General features: G+C 62.3%; 19 protein-coding genes, 1 pseudogene and 1 riboswitch. Of the genes and pseudogenes, 12 read left to right on the top strand and 8 right to left on the bottom strand.

The window, feature by feature from the left end:
- Positions 1 to 46: 46 nt before the first annotated feature.
- The 5 genes and pseudogenes from AC1ECK_RS01265 to AC1ECK_RS01245 all read right to left on the bottom strand — a co-directional run.
- A pseudogene (locus AC1ECK_RS01265) lies at positions 47 to 229 on the bottom strand (hypothetical protein); the annotation flags it as partial.
- Positions 229 to 894 (bottom strand): Type 1 glutamine amidotransferase-like domain-containing protein, encoded by a 666-nt coding sequence (locus AC1ECK_RS01260; RefSeq protein ID WP_480315096.1) that lies wholly within the window; start codon positions 892 to 894, stop codon positions 229 to 231. The pseudogene AC1ECK_RS01265 and the gene AC1ECK_RS01260, both read right to left, overlap by 1 nt.
- A gap of 120 nt (positions 895 to 1,014) precedes the next feature.
- Complete coding sequence (locus AC1ECK_RS01255) at positions 1,015 to 1,770, bottom strand: SDR family oxidoreductase (RefSeq protein WP_480315094.1); 756 nt, start codon at positions 1,768 to 1,770, stop codon at positions 1,015 to 1,017.
- Positions 1,771 to 1,828: 58 nt separating this feature from the next.
- Complete coding sequence (locus AC1ECK_RS01250) at positions 1,829 to 2,230, bottom strand: nuclear transport factor 2 family protein (RefSeq protein WP_480315092.1); 402 nt, start codon at positions 2,228 to 2,230, stop codon at positions 1,829 to 1,831.
- 340 nt (positions 2,231 to 2,570) lie between these two features.
- The gene (locus AC1ECK_RS01245; protein WP_480315090.1) at positions 2,571 to 3,476 is read right to left on the bottom strand and encodes a LysR family transcriptional regulator; all 906 of its coding nucleotides are present in this window, start codon (positions 3,474 to 3,476) and stop codon (positions 2,571 to 2,573) included.
- 299 nt (positions 3,477 to 3,775) lie between these two features.
- A riboswitch (glycine riboswitch) is annotated at positions 3,776 to 3,889 on the top strand.
- Between the two features lie 41 nt (positions 3,890 to 3,930).
- Here AC1ECK_RS01245 and AC1ECK_RS01240 point away from each other — a divergent pair.
- From AC1ECK_RS01240 to AC1ECK_RS01230, 3 genes are all read left to right on the top strand, one after another.
- On the top strand, positions 3,931 to 5,163 hold the full coding sequence (locus AC1ECK_RS01240) for a D-amino acid dehydrogenase (RefSeq protein ID WP_480315088.1): 1,233 nt from the start codon (positions 3,931 to 3,933) through the stop codon (positions 5,161 to 5,163).
- Between the two features lie 106 nt (positions 5,164 to 5,269).
- Positions 5,270 to 5,803: a MarR family winged helix-turn-helix transcriptional regulator gene (locus tag AC1ECK_RS01235; RefSeq protein WP_480315086.1), complete on the top strand. Its 534-nt coding sequence runs from the start codon at positions 5,270 to 5,272 to the stop codon at positions 5,801 to 5,803.
- Positions 5,800 to 7,062, top strand: coding sequence for an MFS transporter (locus AC1ECK_RS01230; RefSeq protein WP_480315084.1), 1,263 nt, complete (start codon positions 5,800 to 5,802; stop codon positions 7,060 to 7,062). The genes AC1ECK_RS01235 and AC1ECK_RS01230 overlap by 4 nt, the downstream gene beginning before the upstream one ends.
- Positions 7,063 to 7,088: 26 nt before the next feature.
- Here the strand turns inward: AC1ECK_RS01230 and speB are convergent, their stop codons facing one another.
- The 3 genes from speB to AC1ECK_RS01215 form a co-directional block, all read right to left on the bottom strand.
- Positions 7,089 to 8,054 (bottom strand): agmatinase, encoded by a 966-nt coding sequence (gene speB / locus AC1ECK_RS01225; RefSeq protein ID WP_480315082.1) that lies wholly within the window; start codon positions 8,052 to 8,054, stop codon positions 7,089 to 7,091.
- Positions 8,055 to 8,186: 132 nt separating this feature from the next.
- On the bottom strand, positions 8,187 to 9,674 hold the full coding sequence (locus AC1ECK_RS01220; protein WP_480315080.1) for an aldehyde dehydrogenase: 1,488 nt from the start codon (positions 9,672 to 9,674) through the stop codon (positions 8,187 to 8,189).
- 91 nt (positions 9,675 to 9,765) lie between these two features.
- A complete protein-coding gene (locus tag AC1ECK_RS01215; protein ID WP_480315079.1) occupies positions 9,766 to 10,317 on the bottom strand; it encodes a cupin domain-containing protein in 552 nt (183 codons plus the stop codon).
- 433 nt (positions 10,318 to 10,750) lie between these two features.
- On the opposite strand from AC1ECK_RS01215, the gene AC1ECK_RS01210 reads away from it, so the two are divergent.
- The 9 genes from AC1ECK_RS01210 to AC1ECK_RS01170 all read left to right on the top strand — a co-directional run bounded on the left by AC1ECK_RS01210 (position 10,751) and on the right by AC1ECK_RS01170 (position 20,977).
- The gene (locus AC1ECK_RS01210; protein ID WP_429282338.1) at positions 10,751 to 10,972 is read left to right on the top strand and encodes a hypothetical protein; all 222 of its coding nucleotides are present in this window, start codon (positions 10,751 to 10,753) and stop codon (positions 10,970 to 10,972) included.
- A gap of 297 nt (positions 10,973 to 11,269) precedes the next feature.
- Positions 11,270 to 12,061, top strand: a complete 792-nt coding sequence (locus AC1ECK_RS01205; protein WP_480315076.1) for a gamma-glutamyl-gamma-aminobutyrate hydrolase family protein — start codon at positions 11,270 to 11,272, stop codon at positions 12,059 to 12,061.
- Between the two features lie 31 nt (positions 12,062 to 12,092).
- The gene (locus AC1ECK_RS01200) at positions 12,093 to 13,427 is read left to right on the top strand and encodes a glutamine synthetase family protein (RefSeq protein WP_480315075.1); all 1,335 of its coding nucleotides are present in this window, start codon (positions 12,093 to 12,095) and stop codon (positions 13,425 to 13,427) included.
- Between the two features lie 34 nt (positions 13,428 to 13,461).
- A complete protein-coding gene (locus tag AC1ECK_RS01195; protein ID WP_480315073.1) occupies positions 13,462 to 14,898 on the top strand; it encodes an aspartate aminotransferase family protein in 1,437 nt (478 codons plus the stop codon).
- A 76-nt stretch (positions 14,899 to 14,974) separates the two neighbouring features.
- Positions 14,975 to 16,108, top strand: a complete 1,134-nt coding sequence (locus AC1ECK_RS01190; RefSeq protein ID WP_480315071.1) for a polyamine ABC transporter substrate-binding protein — start codon at positions 14,975 to 14,977, stop codon at positions 16,106 to 16,108.
- 202 nt (positions 16,109 to 16,310) lie between these two features.
- Positions 16,311 to 17,480 carry an ABC transporter ATP-binding protein gene (locus tag AC1ECK_RS01185; protein ID WP_480315069.1) on the top strand — a complete coding sequence of 390 codons (1,170 nt, stop codon included), beginning with the start codon at positions 16,311 to 16,313 and terminating at the stop codon, positions 17,478 to 17,480.
- Positions 17,477 to 18,451: an ABC transporter permease subunit gene (locus AC1ECK_RS01180; RefSeq protein ID WP_480315067.1), complete on the top strand. Its 975-nt coding sequence runs from the start codon at positions 17,477 to 17,479 to the stop codon at positions 18,449 to 18,451. Before AC1ECK_RS01185 ends, AC1ECK_RS01180 begins: the two co-directional genes overlap by 4 nt.
- Positions 18,448 to 19,356, top strand: a complete 909-nt coding sequence (locus AC1ECK_RS01175; protein ID WP_480315065.1) for an ABC transporter permease subunit — start codon at positions 18,448 to 18,450, stop codon at positions 19,354 to 19,356. The genes AC1ECK_RS01180 and AC1ECK_RS01175 overlap by 4 nt, the downstream gene beginning before the upstream one ends.
- Positions 19,357 to 19,393: 37 nt before the next feature.
- Positions 19,394 to 20,977, top strand: coding sequence for a DUF3138 family protein (locus tag AC1ECK_RS01170; RefSeq protein ID WP_480315063.1), 1,584 nt, complete (start codon positions 19,394 to 19,396; stop codon positions 20,975 to 20,977).
- The last annotated feature ends 33 nt before the right edge of the window (positions 20,978 to 21,010 follow it).

Raw genomic sequence — 21,010 nt, 5'->3', positions numbered from 1 at the left:
TTAGAAAAGTCTGAAAGCGATCAAATGGCATTGACGCACATCAATGTTAGCGTCGCGAGGACCTGAAGCGCCCCGGGATTCGTGGAGGCTGGTTGGTTTCAGTTAATGCGGTTTCGGCAGCATTGATTTTAAGTTGCCGATAGTAGTTTGCCTCAGCTTCGGCGGGCGGGATATGGCCGAGTGGTTCCATCAGCCGATTGTGCTTGAACCATCCCACCCATTCCAAGGTCACGGAAAGTACTTCCAGCTTCCTTCCGACACCACCTCAACGGTGCCGCTGTCCACCTTGATGGCCGTCTGGTCGTCGATTGCATACGCGGGGCCGCCAATGCCATCTGCCCAGCGTTCGGCATTCGCCAGTGTGTTCTCGGGCATGAACTCGTTGTTTAGATGCGGAAAGATTGAGAAGTCGACTATGCCCAAGGTACGGTCGTTCCCATTGGGTGACCTCCAGTTCACGAAGTCCTCACCGATGCGTGGCGTCATGACCATGCTCCCAGCGCTGACGCCAACCCAGACTGTATCCGGCAGTGATGGAAGAAGTGCTGCCAGCCCGGATTGCCTCATCCAGTGGGACAGGTAACACGCATCACCACCGTCTACGAGCAACACGTTTGCTTCTCTCACCCACGGTTCCCACCGCTCGTTTCCGATGCTAGGAAGCGCGGTGAGTTCCAGGAGGCCGACTGACTTCCAACCCAGGTCGCTCATAGGCGCGGGCGACTTCCCCGCAACAAAGCGCCATGCCGACGCGGGCGTGCACATTGGGTGGCCGTATTCCGCCGTGGGGATGCATAAGGCATTGCACTCGGCAAGAGGCCTGCCGAGGAGACCTGCGAGTGCGCTGTGAATGCTGGCATTCGTGACGCCGCCGGAGGTGAGGAGCAGCTTCATGTTCCCTGAGTGTGTCCCGCGAGGCTTAACGCTTGAGCTAAGCGGCGGCTGCCGCAATGCCGAAGTCTACTGCAACCGACCCGCAGCCGTCCGCTCGAGCGAATAGTCAGGTTGCAACTGCTACCCGCCAAACACACTAACCATCTGCGCATTAAACCCATTCACGAGTTCATGCTCACCCGGCCCCGGATTGCCGCGGAACAGTTTCGCCCCTTCCACCAGAATCTCATCCGCATCGGTGCCGAGGACGGCCATGGTTTCGCCTATGAATGCGTCCAGCGGCATCGCCTGTTCTGCCTCGCGGCTGTTCATCAGGTCGGTGCGCACCCAGGGCGGCGCGATTTCGAGGACCCGCACCTTGGTATCGCGCAACATGAAGCGCTGAGACAGAATGTACGAATGCAGCGCCGCCTTGGTCGACGAATACACCGCTGTCGGCGCCAGTGGAACGAACGCCAGTACCGAGCTGGTATAGGCCACCACCGCATTGTCCTTCGACTTGAGATGATCGATCAGCGCCGAGGTCATGCGGATCGGTCCGAGCAGATTCGTCGTGACGGTGGCGACGAGCAGCGCGTCGTCGATCCGCCCCGCCGCGGTGTCCGGCTGCATGATGCCGGCGTTGTTGATCAGCACGTTGAGATCCGGATAGTCCTTGATCAGTTGCGCTGCCGCGCGCTCGATGCTCGCCGGATCGGTCATATCCAGCTCGATGGCCGCCATGCCCGGGTTTGCCGCCACCACCTCGTCGAGATAGCCGCGGCGGCGTCCGCTGATGATCACTTTGTTGCCGCGCCGGTGCAACGCCTCGGCCAGTCCGCGGCCAATGCCCGTACCGCCGCCCGTGATAAAGATCGTGTTTCCGCTGAGTTTCATGATGATGTCCTTGGAGATGCCGTTGTGTTGGAGATTCCAGCAGTCAATCCGTCAGGCGTTACGCCGGAAACCGGTCGCCGAACATCGGCAGGCCGCTCACGGATTGCGCCTGAGTTGCTTCGTCCTGCAGAACGTCCCAGTGTTCGGCGAGCTTGCCGTCTTCGAAACGCACCACGTCGGCCGCGATCCACGCCGCCGGCCTGCCGGTGCCGGAGAAGCGGCCATGTGCAATGACGTAGTCGCCTTCGGCCACGATCAGTTGGTTCTCGTAGCGCAACGTGTCAGGCAGCGTGCGAATCAGGTCGAACAGGCCGGCGCGTCCCGGTGCGATGTGCGCGCTATGCTGGATGTAGCGGTCCGACCAGAAGCGTTCGGCAGCCACATAGTCGCGCTGGTTGAAAAGCGTGTCAAAAGCCTCGAGGACGAGGGCCTTGTTTTGCTCAGGCGTAGTTTTGCTCATGTCAGTCTCATTGAAAGCGCCGAGTCGACGTTGGCAATCTGCGCGCCGCGGAAGACCGGTTTGAAGTGAAGGAACGAGCCCTCGCCCATCGGCTTCGCGAGCGGCGTGCCGGCTGAGTGGGATCGCGTTATGAAACGAAGATAAAGGCGGCCCGCTCGCGGCGGTAGCCGTTGGTTTTTGCTATCTCTTATGTATGAGATGCATAGATGCCGGGGCGGCGGGTTTAGTTGGCATTGCCACAGGCGACACAGACGACGCAGCCGCCAGCGGCCTGCGCGGCGCGGCCGCTGGATTGCCACTGCTGCGCCAGGAAAGCAGACAGAAAGCTTTTAGAAAGCACTCAGGCAAAGCCCGCGTGCTGTTCGCGCCGGAACTCGGCGCTCAGATGCTCGACCACGGCGCGTCCTGCCGCACGCGTCGCCCGGCCCATCGGGAAATAGGCGTGCACGGGAATATCCTCGGTCCTCCAGTCGACCAGCAGCCGCACCAGCGAACCGTCGCTCAGTTCGCGGCGGCACGCCCACTCGCTCGTCGAAGTGATGCCGATGCCTGCGACGGCCGCGGCGACCGCCCCTTCGTTCTCGTTGGTCGAGAAATGCGGCTCGAGGCCGACCACCACCTCCTCGCCGCCGGCGCGCGCAAACTTCCAGCCGCTCGCGACCACCGAGGCCGGTCCGTCGACAATGCGATGGCGCACCAGGTCCTCCGGTGCCGCGGGCGCACCATGGCGTTCCACGTAGCCGCGCGAGGCGACGATAACGCGTGGAATCTGGGTAATCAATATGGCGGTGGCGCTCGAATCGACCAGGCGCCCGAGCCGGATCGCCACATCCACCGCTTCCCTGACGAAATCCCGCGGCCGGTCGTCGAGCAACATCTGCAAACGGAGTTCGGAATGCCGTTCGAGAAACGGCGCAAGACGCGGAATGATCTCGCGGATCGCCACGCTACTGGGCATGCTCATGCGCAACATGCCGCGCAATTCGCTGCCTTCGCGCACGCTCTGCTCCGCGTCCTCAAGCGCGATGAGGATCGGGTCGAGCCGCGAGAGAAACTCGGCGCCCGCATCGGTCAGCATGACGGCACGGGTGGTGCGCGTGAGCAGCCGCGCGCCCAGCTCGCTTTCGAGCTCCGCGATGATGCGCGATACCTGCGATTGCGACAGCCCGCATTCGCGCGCCGCAGCCGAGAAGCTGCCGAGCCGCGCTACGCGGGTATAGAGCTTGAGGGAGAGAATGTCCTTCACGGTGCGCGCGGGTGGTATCGGGGCGAATGGGCCTGAGCAAGGCTATACGATTGATGCGTGTTGCGCAAATAAGCGCAGAGAGCCGCCGGGCATGAAAACACGCCAAACACGCCCACCACTGCGCCCCGGCAACCGCGCACCGCAGCCCGCGCACAAAAACCGCTTGCCGGATTTATTGGCAACGGCTACCTTTACGCCGTTCTACACGCTGTCGCGGGAGAGACTGTCACGCTTGCCAAGGCTGTGACGGCGCCGACGGAGCAACCGCCCCGGAAACTCTCAGGCACAAGGACCGCCCAGCGGGAACATCTGGAGAGCGGCGCTTCACGCGCCCACCGAAGGGGATTTCCGTCCGCCCGGCAGCGGGATGCGCACGGAAAGAAACTCTCAGGTACAGGGACAGATGGGGCATGGAAGCCGGAAACGGCCGTGCTCACTTACTCTGGACCATCACATGTCACGCATCGCCATCATCGGCGCCGGCATCACCGGCGTCACGACCGCTTACGCCCTTGCGCAACGCGGCTTTAACGTTACCGTGTTCGAACGCCACCGCTATGCGGCGATGGAAACCTCGTTCGCCAACGGCGGCCAGTTGTCGGCCAGCAACGCGGAAGTCTGGAACAGCACCGCCACGGTTCTCAAAGGCCTGCGCTGGATGCTGACGCGCGACGCGCCGCTGCTGCTCAATCCGCTGCCGAGCTGGCACAAGTACTCGTGGATGGGCGAGTTTCTGCGGCAGATTCCGCACTATCGCGCCAACACCATCGAAACCGTGCGCCTCGCGATTGCCGCGCGGCAGCATCTGTTTGCGATGGCGGCGCGCGAGAACATCGAGTTCGACCACGAGCAGCGCGGCATCCTGCATGTGTACAAGACCCGCAAGGAGTTCGACACGGCGGCCAAGGTGAACGCCCTGCTCAAGGAAGGCGGGCTCGACCGCGAAGCGGTGAGCGCGGCTGAGATTCGCCGCATCGAACCCGCGCTCGAAGGCGCCTTCCACGGCGGCTTCTTCACGCCGTCCGATTCCACCGGCGATATTCACAAGTTCACGCGCGGTCTCGCGCAAGCTTGCGAGCGTCATGGCGTCAATTTCCTCTACGACACGGAGATCGCTTCGGTTACGCGTGACGCAAGCGGAGCGTTCAGCATCGCCGCCACTCAGGCCGGCGAGTCGTTTCAGCAGAGCTTTGCGCAGATCGTGGTCTGCGCCGGGGTCAAGAGCCGCGAATTCGCTTCGATGCTCGGCGACCACGTCAATATCTACCCGGTCAAAGGCTACTCGATCACGGTCTGTCTCGACGATGCCGCGAGCCAGCAAGGCGCGCCCTGGGTGAGCCTGCTCGACGACAGCGCCAAGATCGTCACCAGCCGCCTCGGCGCCGACCGCTTCCGCGTGGCCGGAACGGCCGAGATCAACGGCTTCAATCGCGATATTCGCGCGGAACGGATTGTCCCGTTGACCGAATGGACGCGCCGCTACTTCCCGCAGGTGAACACCTCGCGAGTCATACCCTGGGCGGGCTTGCGACCCATGCTGCCGAGCATGTTGCCGAAAGTGGGCAAAGGACGCTTGCCCGGCGTGTTCTACAACACCGGCCACGGGCATCTTGGCTGGACGCTGTCCGCCGCCACGGCTGCGGGCGTCGCGGATGTGATCGAGCAAGCCAGCCTGCGGGCCGCCTAGCCGCTTCAGGTTTCAGGTTTTACGGCGCCCTCAAAAAGTCGCTTGCATTCCCGCCTCAATGTGTGCAACATGCATATATGCACACTGCACACATTGAGGCATTGTCATGACGCAGCGCACAGAAAACCTGCTTGGCGTGCTCGCCCTGCTGGTGACGGATGAGATGAACGCACAAAACACCGTGCCCGCCCTCGCCGGCCCCACGGCGCGCGCCATGCTCAATGCGGTCGGCCAATACCCCGATTCATCCATTGAAGTGCTGCGCGATGCGGTGGATCTCTCGCATCCGGCTGCTGTCCGCGCGGTATCGGGACTGGTCGAGGCGGGCCTGATCGAAAAGAAGCCGGGTGCCGATAAGCGTGCCGTGGCGCTCGTGCTCACCGCCGCCGGCAAGCGCGAAGTGAAGCGCCTGCAAACGGCGCGCGAACGGATGCTGCAACGCGTGGTTGGCCGTCTCGACGAAAGCGAACGCGTCGTGCTCGAAGACCTGTTGATCAAGATCCTCTGGCACGAAACCCGCAACCCGGCACATTCCATGCAACTGTGCCGCCTGTGTGACGACGGCCCTTGCATCAAGGCGGGTTGTCCGGTCGAATGCCGCGAACTGGGTTTGCCCATGCCGCCGCGGAGCGGCACATGAGCCCCGCGACGCCCGTGCGCTGGCGTGCCATTGCGGCGCTGACCGCCGTGTCGGCGCTCACGCAGACCGGCCAGTTCGGTATTGGCTTCACGGTGTTGCCCGTGTGGCTGGCCCACCAAGGGCTCGATGCCCCGCGCGCCGGCCTGTTTTCCGCGGCTCAGTGGGCAGGCATGTTCGCCGGGCTGCTGGCGGCCCCGCGGCTCACCGAACGCTTCGGGGCAAAGCGGACGGTGGCCATCGCGCTAGCGGCGACGGTCCTCGCCTTCGCCAGCATCCGCGAGCTGACATGGCCGTTATGGATCGTGCCCGGTCTGCTGATCGGACTCGGCATCGGACTGCGCTGGATAGCGAACGAGACCTGGCTTTACCGGCTGGTCCCGGCGCACGCCAGCGGACGCGTGGTCGGCGTGCACGAGACGTTGATCGCAGTCGCGGGGATCATTGGTCCTGCTCTTGCTGCCTGGCACGGGATCGACGGCCCGGTCGTCTTTGCGGCAGGCGCGGCGTTTACGCTCGTCGCGGCCATTCCGCTTTGGCTGGCCGGTTCCGATGCGGCGGATAGCGCCACCGAACCGGCCAATCAGGTTGCACGTCCCGCCGACACCGATGAATCCACGGACACTGCCGATGCGATACAAGCCATGCAGCCGGCCCGATGCCCCGCCAGCAAAGCGGCAACCGCTATCGATCCGGTGGTCGCCCTCGGCATGGTAGTCGTCATAGTGGGCGGTCTCGATGACGGTGCGCTGTTCGGTCTGTTTCCGCTCTTTGCCGATGGACGCGGCATGAGCGTCACACAAACTGCCACGTTGCTCACATGGTTCGGCGTCGGCGCCATGGTCCTGCAGTTTCCGGTCGGCTGGCTGGCCGATCGCACCGGCCTGGCCACGGCGGTCATCGTCTGTGCTGCCGCCAGCGTGCTCGCCATTGTTTCGTTTGGACTCGCAGGGCCGGCCTCGTGGTTGCTCAGCGCGAGTGCGTTGATGTTAGGTGGACTGAATAGCGCCTTCCTCACGCTTGGCGTCTACGCCGCGGCCTGCAGTGACAGGACCGCGCTGATCCGCAATATGCGGCTGATCTCGTTGACGTTCTGCGCAAGCTCCATCGCCGGTCCCCTGTTAGCCGGCCTTGCGATGAAAGCGCTCGGCAGCGACATGCTGATCTGGCAACTGGCGCTGACGAGCGGCGCGCTCGCCGTGTACACACTCGGTCTGCTCGACGGCCGGCGTCAGCCGCGCGGAGCGTCCTCCGCAAACTAACGCCGGCTTCCCGCACCTTCAGAACATCAGCGTGCGCCGGCTACCTTGCGTTGCCGCCACAGACACAGCACGTCGCAAGCGATATGCGCCGCCGCGATTGCGGTGATTTCGCTCTGGTCATAGGCCGGCGCCACTTCCACCACATCCGCACCGATCAGGTTGACGCCGCCCAGACTGCGCACAATCGCCAGCCCTTGTGCCGACGACAGGCCGCCCGCCACCGGCGTGCCTGTGCCCGGCGCGAAGGCCGGATCGAGGCAGTCGATATCGAAGGTCAGATACGCAGGACGTGCGCCGACAATCGACATGATCCGTTCTACCGCGGCGCGCGTGCCATGTTCATGCACCCATGCGGCATCGAGAATATTGATGCCCATGAAATCGTCGTTCCATGTGCGGATGCCGATCTGCACCGAGGTCTTCGGATCGATCAGGCCGTCTTTCACCGCCTTGTAGAACATCGAACCGTGGTTCAGGCTGTCCGGACTGTCGTCGGCCCAGGTATCGCAGTGGGCGTCGAAATGGATCAGCGACAACGGCTTGCCATACTTCTCGGCATGCGCAATCAGCAGCGGATACGTAATGTAGTGATCGCCGCCCAGCGTCAGCATCTTCGCATCCGAACGCAGAATCGTGCGGGCATGCTCGACGATCGCCGGCTTGATGGTCAGTGGATTGTGCGCATCGAACCAGCAGTCGCCATAGTCGGTCACGGCGAGATCGTCGAACGGATTGAAGCCCCACGGATAAGGATGCAATTCGGACAACTGCACGCTCGCCGCCCGCACCGCGGCGGGACCGAGGCGCGCGCCGGAGCGGAAGGTGGTGGCCAGATCGAGCGGAATGCCCGAAATCGCTACGTCGACACCGTCGAGCTCGCGCGTGTACTTGCGTCGCATGAACGACAGCACGCCCGCGTAGGTGTTTTCGATCGAGGAACCATAGAGGGACGGACGGCGGATTGCACCGTCGCCATAGAGGAGTTCAGTCATGGGATGACCTGATAAAACATGCCGGCAACACGCGCGATTTTCCTGAGGTTGTGCGCGTCTCGCCCGGCTTCGGATTCATTGGGAACGCGACGGTGCCGCAGTGGCGCACCGCCGCGCTGGCTTGCGAATCCTTTAGCGCAGCCGCACCAGCGTAGACTTCAGCTCGGTGTACTTCTCCAGTGCGTGCAACGACTTGTCACGGCCGTTGCCCGATTGCTTGTAGCCGCCGAACGGGAAGTTCATGTCTCCCCCTTCGTCGTAGCAGTTGACCCACACGGTGCCGGCGCGCAGGCTGCGCGCCATTTCGTGGGCCGTCGTCAGGTTCGCGGTCCAGACCGCCGCGGCGAGGCCGTAGTCGCTGTCATTGGCAATCCTGATGGCCTCTTCGACCGTATCGAAAGTGATCACCGACAGCACCGGCCCGAAAATTTCTTCGCGGGCGATTTTAGCATTCGGCGCGGTGTCGAAAATGGTCGGCTCGATGTAGTAGCCGCCGCTCTCCTCTTTCACGCGCCCGCCGCCGAGCAGCAGTTTCGCTTCCGCACGCCCGGCTTCGATATAGCTCAGCACGCGCTCCAGTTGCACGTGGTCGACAATCGCGCCCATCGAGGTGTTCGGGTCGAGCGGATTGCCCGGCGTATAGCTGCGCGCCGCGGCGATCAGCTTGTCGAGGAACACATCCTTGATGTCGCGATGCACGAGCAGACGCGAACCCGCCGTACACATCTCGCCCATGTTGTAGAAGATCGCGCCCGCGGCTGCGTTGGCCGCACGGTCGAGGTCCGCGCAGTCGGGCATCACGATATTCGGCGACTTGCCGCCCAGTTCGAGCCAGACGCGCTTCAGGTTCGACTGGCCGGCGTACTGCATGATCAGCTTGCCGACATTGGTCGAACCCGTAAAGGCGAGGCAATCCACATCCGCATGCAGCGCCAGCAGCTTGCCCGGCTCGCCGGCGCCCGGCACGACGTTGAACACGCCCGCCGGAATCCCGGCCTCGTAAGCCAGTTGCGCGATACGGATGGCCGTGAGCGGCGACTTCTCGGAAGGCTTCAAAACCACGCTGTTGCCCGCCGCCAGTGCCGGGCCGAATTTCCACGACGCCATCAGGATCGGGAAATTCCACGGCACCACGGCTGCCACCACGCCAATCGGCTCGCGCGTGACCAGCCCCACCAGATGATGGTCGGCCGGCACTACTTCGCCGCCGATCTTGTCGATCGCTTCGGCAAACCATTCGACGCAATACGCGGCGCCGGGCACGTCCACCGAGGTGGTGTCGCCGATCGGCTTGCCGGCATCGAGCGTTTCGAGCAGCGACAGCTCGTCGAGATGCTCGCGCATCAAACCGGCCCAGCGCAGCAGGATCGCTTTACGCTTGCGCGGATTCAGGCCGGACCAGACACGCACATCGAACGCACGGCGCGCGGCGGCCACCGCGGCGTTGACGTCCTCGGCGGCGCTATCGGCCACCTTGGCGAGCAGCTTGCCGTCGATCGGGCTCAGGCAATCGAAGGTGCGTCCGCTTGCGGCATGGCGATATTCGCCGTCGATAAACGCGCGGCCTTCGATCGAAAGCGTTGCGGCTTTGTCTTGCCAGTAAGCCAGGTTCTTTTCCATCAGGATGCCTCAATGTTGTGCGTTCGACGTCCAACGCGAGAGCTGCCGTTGCAGCCAGCGCCGACGTCGCAACGGCGTTGACGCGGAATGTCTAGAAGCTCGGTGGCGAATTCGCCGAGACGATTTCGCAGACTTGTTCCGCGCTGGGATTGCGAAAACGATGTGGTAAGCGGCTTTCGAAGTAATAGCTGTCGCCGGGGTCGAGCAGCCACGTGCAACCCTCCACGGTCAATTCGATCTGACCGCTGACGATCACGCCGCCCTCGTGTCCTGTATGCACGAGCATTTCCGGGCCCGTGTCCGCGAGTGGCTGGTACACCTCGCGCAGGATGCCCATATTGCGATCCTTCACGCCCGCGCCGGCGAGATAGAACTCGATCGACTCGTTGCCGAGGTTAGGCATGTCGGCACGGCGCGAGACCACGGAACGATCGGCCTCCACTTCGAAGGTAAAGAACTCGGCAAGGCTCATCGGAATGCATTCGAGCAGCTTCTTGAGCGAACCGACCGAGGGACTCACACGATTTTGTTCGATCAGCGAAATAGTGCCGTTGGTGACGCCCGCCCGTTTGGCCAGCTCGCGCTGAGACAGGCCGTTCTTCTTACGGATGTACTGCAGACGGGTCGCAACTTCGATGGACATCACGGCACTCTCAGAGTGGATGAACCGGGTTGAAGAAACCAGCAAACGGAGCAAGTGGCCGCGCAAGGACAGCGCGAGTGTTGAATATTCTAATCACTTTATTCCCGCCGCTGCTGGGGAAAACCCTGAAAGGAATTCGAAATACTGACTATCGCAACATGCGTACCCAACCCCCGGGTTTCGTCCTATTGCCTCGGGTAAGCCCTAATAAATCTTTTATAAAAATGATTTGACGGCATTTTTGGCTCGTATATGCTGATTCACAGGCGATCGTCATGCCACCGTCACAGACCTCGAACGAGTGATTTGCGGCGCAGCGAAGCAGGTTCGCTAAGGCATCCGGCGATCATCCAGCGTCACGTTTCTTTAAACGCGCTGTGCGTTTGCTGAGCGAGGCGTTCAATACTTTCAACGCCGCTAGTCGAGTGTAATCGTGAGAGTCCGAGGCCCTTTGGTTAGGTGGGAACGCAGTCAGGCGAGACGTCTTCGTCCTGAAGGCGCCATCGCCGACGGCAGCAACGGCAGCCTTGCGTTTCGCCGCTTTCTGTCCGTCTTCACGATCCTGTCCCGCCGTTCTGTCCGACGCCACAATTCCGTCTCTGCGCGCGCTTTTATCGCTGTACGCACGGACGAAGTCGCCTCGCTGCTGCCGTAGCGCCTCCCCCAAATTCGCCGTTCGCTTCACCCGTTTGCCTGAGCGCGCCTGACCGGCGTCTGCGCTTAAGCACGCGCGCTAGCGCCTGTCACATGGGCATGTTGTGCTGGCAGCGCCACGCAAGCGGCTGGATCGAACGGCTTGAGTCATCGCAAGGCGCGGCAGGTCCGCTCACGACCCCCGCCTGCACTTCTGGCGGCTTTGCGCCCTGCGCATGGCTGCGGAATCGTGCCGCGCCTGTTTTAACGTTGTTCGTGCCGCGTCCAGCGGGGAACACACACGTCCATTGAATTAGTCATGCGAACCAGACCGCTAGTCGGCATCAGCGCCGACAGAACGATGATGGGAGTGCATCCGTCGCATACGGTCGGCGAGAAATACATCGCCGCCGTGGTCGACGGCTCACAGGCGCTGGCGATGCTGCTGCCCGCGCTCGGCAACCGTCAGGCGAGCGCCGAGATTCTGGCGACAGTCGACGGCTTGCTGTTCACCGGCAGCTATTCGAATGTCGAGCCGCACCACTACGGCGGCGACGCCAGCGCGCCGGGCACGCTGCACGACGCCGCCCGCGATGCGACGACGCTGCCGCTGCTGCGGGCCGCCGTCGACGCCGGCGTGCCGGTGCTGGCCGTCTGCCGCGGCTTTCAGGAAATGAACGTGGTGTTCGGCGGGACGCTGCACCAAAGCGTTCACACGGTGGCCGGCTTGAACGACCACCGTGAGAACAAGGAAGACGAACTGGACGTGCAATATGCACCGTCGCATTCGATCGCGCTGACCCAAGGCGGCCTGTTGCAGCGCCTTGCAGCGGGAGCGAATGAGGCACGGGTGAATTCCCTGCACGGACAAGGCGTCGAGCGGCTGGGCAACGGCCTCGTGGCCGAAGCCACCGCGCCGGACGGATTGATCGAAGCGGTGAGCGTCAAGCACGCACGCGCCTTCGCTCTGGGTGTGCAGTGGCACCCCGAGTGGAAGCACGCGAGCGACGCGCTTTCCACCGCGATCTTCCGGGCGTTCGGCGATGCATGCCGCGATCGAATGCGCACCAGGGCCGGCTACGGCGCGGCATCCGCCGCCACCCAAGCCTGAAGTGGCCCGCGCAAAAACTGAGAGAACAATCATGCAAGACATCGACGAATTTCTGAAGAAACACCGCATCACCGAGATCGAAGCAATCATTCCCGACATGGCCGGGATCGCGCGCGGCAAGATCATTCCGCGCAACAAGTTCGAATCCGGCGAATCCATGCGCCTGCCGCAAGCGGTGATGATCCAGACCGTCACAGGTGACTATCCGGAGGACGGCACCCTGACCGGCGTCACCGATCCCGACATGGTCTGCGTTCCCGATGCCTCGACCATCCGCATCATTCCGTGGGCGGTCGACCCCACCGCCCAGGTGATTCACGATTGCGTGCACTTCGACGGCACGCCGGTGGCAATCTCGCCGCGCCGCGTGCTGCGCCGCGTGCTCGAACTGTACAAGGCCAAAGGCTGGACGCCGGTCATCGCACCGGAACTCGAGTTCTACCTGGTCGACATGAACAAGGACCCTGACCTGCCGCTGCAGCCGCCGATCGGCCGGACCGGGCGCCCGGAAACCGGCCGTCAGGCGTATTCGATCGAAGCGGTCAATGAATTTGATCCCCTCTTCGAAGACATCTACGAGTACTGCGATATTCAGGAGCTCGAAGTCGACACGCTGATTCACGAAGTCGGCGCCGCGCAGATGGAAATCAACTTCATGCACGGCGATCCGCTCAAGCTTGCCGACAGCGTGTTCCTGTTCAAGCGCACGGTGCGCGAGGCCGCTTTGCGTCACAAGATGTACGCGACTTTCATGGCCAAGCCGATGGAAGGCGAACCGGGTTCGGCGATGCACATGCATCAGAGCCTGGTCGACGGGGAAACCGGCCAGAACCTGTTCACCGGCCCGGACGGCAAGCCGACTGAACTGTTCGACGGTTATATCGCGGGGCTGCAGAAATACACCCCCGCGCTGATGCCGATCTTCGCACCGTACATCAATTCGTATCGCCGCCTGTCACGCTTCATGGCAGCGCCGATCAACGTGGCGTGGGGTTATGACAACCGCACGGTGGGCTTCCGTATTCCGCATTCGGGACCGGCCGCGCGCCGCATCGAAAACCGTATTCCGGGCGTGGACTGCAATCCTTACCTCGCGATTGCCGCGACGCTCGCGGCCGGCTATCTCGGCATGACGCAGAGCCTGCGCCCGACCGAGCCGCTGATCAGCGACGGCTACGAATTGCCCTATCAACTGCCGCGCAATCTCGAAGAGGGCCTGACGCTGATGGGCGCCTGCGAGCCGATCGCCGAAGTGCTCGGCGAGAAGTTCGTCAAGGCTTATCTGGCCCTGAAGGAAACCGAATACGAAGCGTTCTTCCGCGTGATCAGTTCGTGGGAACGCCGGCATTTGCTGTTGCACGTTTAAGGCGCGGCAAAGCAAACAGAACATTGGAGGCAACATGAGCTACAGAACAGAAGAAGTCGCGTACGTGCAGCCGGCCCAGCCCGCTGCAGCCGCGCAGGTTTCGCAACAACGCAGCACCGCCGAATATCGCGCGCTCGACGCGGCGCACCACATTCATCCGTTCTCGGACATGGGTTCGCTCAACAAGGCCGGCAGCCGCGTGATCGTCAAGGCCAAAGGCGTGTATCTGTGGGATTCCGACGGCAACCAGATCATCGACGGCATGGCCGGCCTGTGGTGCGTGAATGTCGGCTACGGCCGCAAGGAACTCGCCGACGCCGCCTACCGGCAGATGATGGAACTGCCCTACTACAACACCTTCTTCAAGACCACGCACCCGCCGGTGATCGAACTGTCCGCCCTGCTCGCGGAACTGGCGCCGGCGCCGTTCAACCATTTCTTCTATTGCAACAGCGGCTCCGAAGGTAACGACACCGTCCTGCGCATCGTCCATCAGTATTGGGCGACGCAGGGCAAGCAGGCGAAGAAGGTCGTGATCTCGCGCAAGAACGGCTATCACGGCTCGACGATTGCCGGCGGCACGCTCGGCGGCATGGGCTACATGCATGAGCAGATGCCGTCGAAGGTCGAGAACATCGTTCATATCGACCAGCCGTATTACTTCGGCGAAGCCGAGGGCAATCTGACGCCGGAAGAGTTCGGCCTCGCCCGCGCGCAGCAACTCGAAGCGAAGATCCTCGAGATCGGCGCGGAGAATGTCGCCGCGTTCATCGGTGAGCCTTTCCAGGGGGCCGGCGGCGTCATCTTCCCGCCGTCGACCTACTGGCCGGAAATCCAGCGCATCTGCCGCAAGTACGACATCCTGCTGGTTGCCGACGAAGTGATCGGCGGCTTCGGGCGCACCGGCGAGTGGTTCGCCCATCAGCACTTCGGCTTCGAGCCCGACCTCATCACGCTCGCCAAGGGTTTGACGAGCGGCTATATCCCGATGGGCGCGGTCGGCCTGCATGACCGCGTCGCTCGCGCGATCATCGAAAACGGCGACTTCAATCACGGCCTCACCTACTCCGGCCATCCGGTCGCGGCAGCGGTGGCGGTGGCCAACCTCAAGCTCCTGCGCGATGAAAAAATCGTCGAGCGCGTCAAGACGGATACCGGCCCGTACTTCCAGAAGAAGCTGCGCGAGACCTTCGCGAACCATCCGATCGTCGGCGATATCGCTGGCACCGGGCTGGTGGCGGGCCTGCAACTTGCCGAGGAACCGAAGACGCGCAAGCGCTTTGCCAATGGCGGCGATGTCGGCACGATCTGCCGCGACTTCTGCTTCAACGGCAACCTGATCATGCGCGCCACCGGTGACCGGATGCTGCTGTCGCCGCCGCTGGTGATCACGAAGCAGGAAATCGACGAGATCGTCTCGAAGGCGAAGAAAGCCATCGATGCGACCGCACAACAACTCGGAATTTCGTAACGGCAGTTCTTTTCCGGCACGAGCGCACCACGACACGCGCTCATGCCGGAACTTCAACTTCAAGGGAAAAAAAGCCATGAGCGCTAGTCATACTGGACGTCATCTTCGTCATGCGGTCGCGGGGGCCGCGCTTCTCGCCGTCACGAGCTTTACTGCGCTGTCGGTCTCACCGGCGCTTGCGGCCGACACCGAACTCAACGTGTACAACTGGTCGGACTATATCGCCAAGGATACGATTCCGAACTTCGAGAAGCAGGACGGCATTCATGTGAAATACGACAACTACGACAGCGACGATACGTTGCAGGCCAAGCTGCTGGCAGGCAGCTCCGGCTACGACATCGTGGTGCCGACGTCCAACTACATGGCCAAGCAGATTCAGGCCGGTGTCTACCAGAAACTCGATAAATCGAAGCTGCCGAACCTGGCGAATCTCGACCCGGTTCTGATGAAGATGATTACCGACGCCGATCCCGGCAACCAGTACGGCGTGCCCTGGGCCTACGGCACCGACGGTGTGGGCTACAACGTGCAGGCCGTGCAAAAGGCGCTCGGCGCCGACGCCCCGGTCGATAGCTGGGCGCTGGTGTTCGACCCGGCCAACCTCTCGAAGCTGAAGGGCTGCGGCGTGTCGTTCCTCGACCAGGCCGTGGACGTCTTCGCAGCGGTACTGCAATACATGCATAAGGATCCGAACAGCACGAACCCGGCCGACTACCAGGCTGCGTTCGAAGTACTGAAGAAAGTCCGCCCGTACATCACCCAGTTCAACTCCTCCGGCTACATCAACGACCTCGCCAATAACGACGTGTGCGTCGCGGTGGCATGGTCCGGCGACGTCGGCATCGCAAGCCGCCGTGCCGCTGAAGCGAAGCGTGCCTACACCGTCAAGTTCTCCAACGTCAAGGAAGGCGGCCTGCTGTGGTTCGACGTGATGGTGATCCCGAAGGATGCACCGCACCCCGAAGCCGCGCTCAAGTGGATCAACTACATCGAAGATCCGAAGGTCAACGCCGCGATCACCAACGAGGTGTTCTACCCGACCGCCAACAAGGCTGCACGCCAGTTCGTGACGCCGGGCGTCGCTCAGGACACCACCGTTTATCCGGGTGACGAAGTACTGAGCAAGATGACGCTGATGAAGCCGATGCCGAGCGACATCCTGCGCCTTGAAAACCGCCTTTGGGCTCAGCTCAAAACCGGCCATTGATTTTTTAATACCGCAAACAAGCGTATATAACCGCGGAGCAGGGATCGCTCGATCCCTCTCCGCCTGATTCGGCAATAAGGCAGTCAGCCTGCGCCTTGCACGCGCAGTCCCATGTTTCCTGATCGCAGCAGACCTTCGTGAGCCGCTTCAGCGCCCCGCACGGGGACGCTTACGCCCGCGATCCGCAAGGAATGGTTACACCATGAACACGACGACCTCATCAAATAGCGCCGCCCAGGTGGCCCGCAATGCGGCGAGACCCGCTGTTACGACCAAAAGCAAAACGGACGAATTCGTTCGCATTGAAAACGTCGTAAAGAAATTCGGCGACAGCACCGCTGTCGACAACGTCAATCTGACTATCGCGAAGAATGAACTGTTCGCGCTGCTCGGCAGTTCAGGCTGCGGCAAGTCAACGCTCCTGCGCATGCTCGCCGGGCTGGAAACGGCCACCTCGGGACGCATCTTCGTCGACGGCGAAGACCTTGCGGCCATGCCGCCGTACAAGCGCCCGGTCAACATGATGTTCCAGTCGTATGCGCTGTTTCCGCACATGAGCGTCGAGGCGAACATCGCCTTCGGTCTCAAGCAGGAAGGCACACCCAAGAACGAGATCAAGGAACGCGTCGCCGATGCCCTGCATCTCGTGCAGATGAGCAAGTTCGCGGGCCGTAAGCCGCACCAGCTCTCCGGCGGCCAGCAGCAGCGTGTCGCACTGGCCCGCTCGCTCGTCAAGCGCCCGAAGCTGCTGCTGCTCGACGAGCCGATGTCCGCGCTCGACAAGAAGATCCGCCAGAAGACCCAGTTGGAACTGGTCAACATCATCGAGAAGGTCGACGTGACCTGCGTGATGGTCACGCACGATCAGGAAGAAGCGATGACCATGGCCGGGCGCCTCGCCGTGATGAGCGAAGGACGCATCGTGCAGATCGGCACTCCTTCGCAGGTCTACGAGTTTCCGAACAGCCGCTTCTCGGCCGAGTTCATCGGCTCGACCAATATGTTCGAAGGCGTGGTGGTGGAGGACGAACCCGATCACATCTTCGTCGAGAGCGAAGACCTCGAAGCACGCATGTATGTGAGCCACGGCATTACCGGGCCGCTCGGCATGCCGGTGGGCATCTCCGTGCGCCCGGAACGCGTAAAGGTATCGCTCGAGAAGCCGGCGACGCCGCACAACTGGGCGCGCGGCGTGGTCTCGGATGTCGCCTACATGGGCAGCTATTCGCTCTACCACGTGCGCCTGCCGAGCGGCAAGACGGTGGTGTCGAACCTGTCCAGCTCGCACCTGATGAGCGAAGGTGCGCCCGCCTATAACGACGACGTGTTCGTCTACTGGTCGCCCGCTAGCGGCGTAGTGGTGACGCAATGAGTACGCCCGCTCCGACCTCATCCCCGGCGCTCGACGCGCCGTCCGGCAGCCGTTTGATCGGCGCGCTGAAAAAGCGCCTCGCTACCCTGCTGCCGTCGGGCCGCACCACGGTGATCGGCGTGCCGTTCCTGTGGCTCACGCTGTTTTTCGCGCTGCCGTTCGTGCTGGTGCTGAAGATCAGTTTCGCCGATCTGCGCCTGGGCATCCCGCCGTACACGGACCTCGTGAGCGCCAAGGACGGCGTCGTGCACCTTGCGATCCAGCTCGGTCACTATGCGTTCCTGCTGCAGGACGACCTGTATATCGCCACCTACATCAGCTCGCTGAAGATGGCGGCGATCTCGACCTTCTTCTGCCTGTTGATCGGCTATCCGGTTGCGTACTACATCGCCCGCTCGGAACCGGCCAAACGCAACCTGCTGATGATGGGCGTGATGCTGCCGTTCTGGACGTCGTTCCTGATTCGCGTCTATGCATGGATCGGCATTCTCAAGGATGACGGCCTGCTCAATCACACGTTGATGGCCATCGGCATGATCCATTCGCCGTTGCGGCTATACCACACCGATATTGGCGTCTATATCGGCATGGTCTATTCGTATCTGCCGTTCATGGTGATGCCGTTGTATGCGCACCTGGTGAAGATGGACCTGACGCTGCTCGAAGCCGCCTACGATCTCGGCGCCAAACCGTGGACCGCCTTCACGCGCATCACCTTGCCGTTGTCGAAGAACGGGATTATCGCCGGCAGCCTGCTGGTGTTCATCCCCGCGGTGGGCGAATACGTGATTCCCGAACTGCTCGGCGGCGCCGACACACTGATGATCGGCCGCGTCATGTGGGACGAGTTCTTCAACGATATGGACTGGCCAATGGCATCCGCCGTGACGGTCGCAATGGTTCTGCTGCTGCTCGTGCCGATGGCCGTGTTCCAGTACTACCAGGTCAAGGAGCTGGAGGGTACGAAATGATCAAGCCAAACAGGAAGCTGTCCAACACGGTCCTGACGTTCGGGTTTCTGTTCCTCTATATCCCGATCATCAGTCTTGTCGTGTATTCGTTCAACGAGTCGAAGCTCGTCACCGTGTGGTCCGGCTTCTCGCTGAAATGGTACGGCGCCTTGCTGCAGGACGACGAACTGCTCAGCGCGGCCTGGCTGTCGCTGAAGATCGGCTTGCTGACCGCCTGTGCGTCCGTGGTGATCGGCACGTGGGCGGGGTTCGTGCTGGCGCGCTTTGGCCGCTTCCGCGGCTTCACGCTGTTCGCCGGGATGATCAACGCGCCGCTGGTGATTCCCGAAGTGATTCAGGGCATCTCGCTGCTGCTGCTGTTCGTCGCGCTCGAACAGATGCTCGGCTGGCCGAAGGGCCGTGGCCTGCTGACGATCTGGATCGGTCACGTGATGCTGTGCGTGTCCTATGTGGCGATTATCGTGCAGTCGCGCGTCAAGGAGCTCAACAAGTCGCTCGAAGAAGCCGCGCTCGATCTCGGCGCAACGCCCTTCAAGGTGTTCTTCCTGATCACGCTGCCGCTGATCTCGCAGGCGCTGATGTCGGGCTGGCTGCTCTCGTTCACGCTGTCGTTCGACGATCTGGTGCTGTCCGCGTTTCTCTCCGGTCCTGGCTCCACCACGCTGCCGCTCGTCGTGTTTTCGCGCGTGCGCCTCGGCCTGAACCCGGAAATGAATGCACTAGCAACGATCTTCATCACGGTTGTGACGATCGGCGTGATCGCGGTGAACCGCTGGATGCAGGTCCGCGAACGCAAGCGCACCCGTGACACGCAAATGGCTTTCGCCGCCGCGGAAGCCGCCGATGCCGCCCCGGTCCCGCAACCCGCTACGGTGCGCAAGTCGCTCGGCGCCGTCCAGATTTAAGCAGTTCCTGGCAATACGACCAACAAGGAGAATATGCATGAGAAAGAAACTCATCTGCCTGCTAGTGGCGGGGAGTCTGCCAGGCATCGCCACGGCGGACACCACCAGCGATGAGATCAAGGCGCTGCAGGCGCAACTGAACTCGTTGCAAAAAGAAGTGAAACAGTTGCGGGCGGAGGTGGCGGCCAAACCCAAGGCGGTAGCCGCCGCTCCGGCGGCAGCGGCGCCTGCGGTGGTCGCGGCGCCGGTGGATATTTCGTCGCCGGACTACGGCAAGGCGCAGGCCACGCTGACCAACGATCAGGTCGACGCGATGAAGCAGCAGATCGCCAACCAGCAGTTGAAGGTCGATTCGCTGGTGGATGCACAGAACACCGGTCCGATTGCAGGTCTTTCGGTGACGGGCTATATCGATCCGACCTACGTCTATAACCGCGATCTGAGCACTTCGTCGTTCCTGTTCGCCAACCACGAAAGCAGCTACAACTACTTCAACAGCACGTTCGGCGACGTCTACCTCGACATCAAGAAGACCTTCGGTGTCGGCCCGATGGCGCCGTCGGCTGAAATTACCCTGATGCCGAACCGCGGCAACGGTATCACGCTGCTGCAGAACGAGCACGGCAGCACCGGGCTGGACATCCTGAATACGGCTGTCATCACGGTGCCGGTCACGGCGACGACGACTTTCGTCGCGGGCTTGATGCCGAGCTTCGGCGGCTATGAAGTGCAGCAGTCGAACCAGATGCTGACGCTCACGCACAACCTGCTGTATGACTTCTCGGATCCGGGCAGCTACATAGGCGCGGGCGTGAACTACACGGCCGACGGCAGCAACTGGGCATGGAAGTTCATACTGGGCAACGAGCAATACCGCACGTACGGCTCCTCGATCCAGACCGGCACCAACGCGTTGGGCGACCCGATTACCAGCAGCAACAAGATCCCGACCTTTACGGCTCGCGTCGACTATACGTGGTCCAGCGCGCTGGATATCGGTGGTTCGGTCAATATTGGGCGCCAAACGCTGGCCCAAGGCACAGACTCGGCGGGCAACCCGCTGCCGGGTGTCTACGGTCCGGGTGGTGTGGCGTCCAGCGCATTCGGCACCTTCCTGTTCGGCGAAGCCGATGCGTCCTACACACTCGCCGACGTCCAGTACAACGCGGAAGTGGACTACGGCCAGCAGCAGAACGCCGCATTCAACGGCGGCCAGGCACAGTGGTACGGCATCTCGCTGCTCGCGCACCGCAAGTTCACCTTGCCGTCGGTGGGCCGCATGGGCGTGACTGCGCGCTATGACGTGCTTGCCGACACCAAGAACGGCGGCGGCGGCGGTGGCGTCGTGCTGAACTCGAACGGCATGGATACGACCAACGGCTTCGGCATCGGTGCAAGCTGCCTGGCCAACTCGAAGGCGAACGGCGGCCTTGGCTTCGAGTGCAAGGGCGCGGTCCACCAGGACGTCGCGCTGGACCTGTTGTTCTATCCGACCCAGCAGATCACCGTCAAGGTCGAATACCGCCACGACTGGGCGACCCAGGACGTGTTCCTGCATAACAGCGGCTCGTACAGCAAGTCCAACGACATGCTGGCCACGCAGTTCATCTACGCGTTCTAACCTGTACCGCCGAAGTACGGCGCCACGCAGCAC

The sequence above is a fragment of the Paraburkholderia sp. SSBN10T genome (assembly GCF_056619545.1).
The sequence above is the reverse complement of the archived record's forward strand: the minus strand, read 5'-3'. Positions and strand labels throughout refer to the sequence as shown.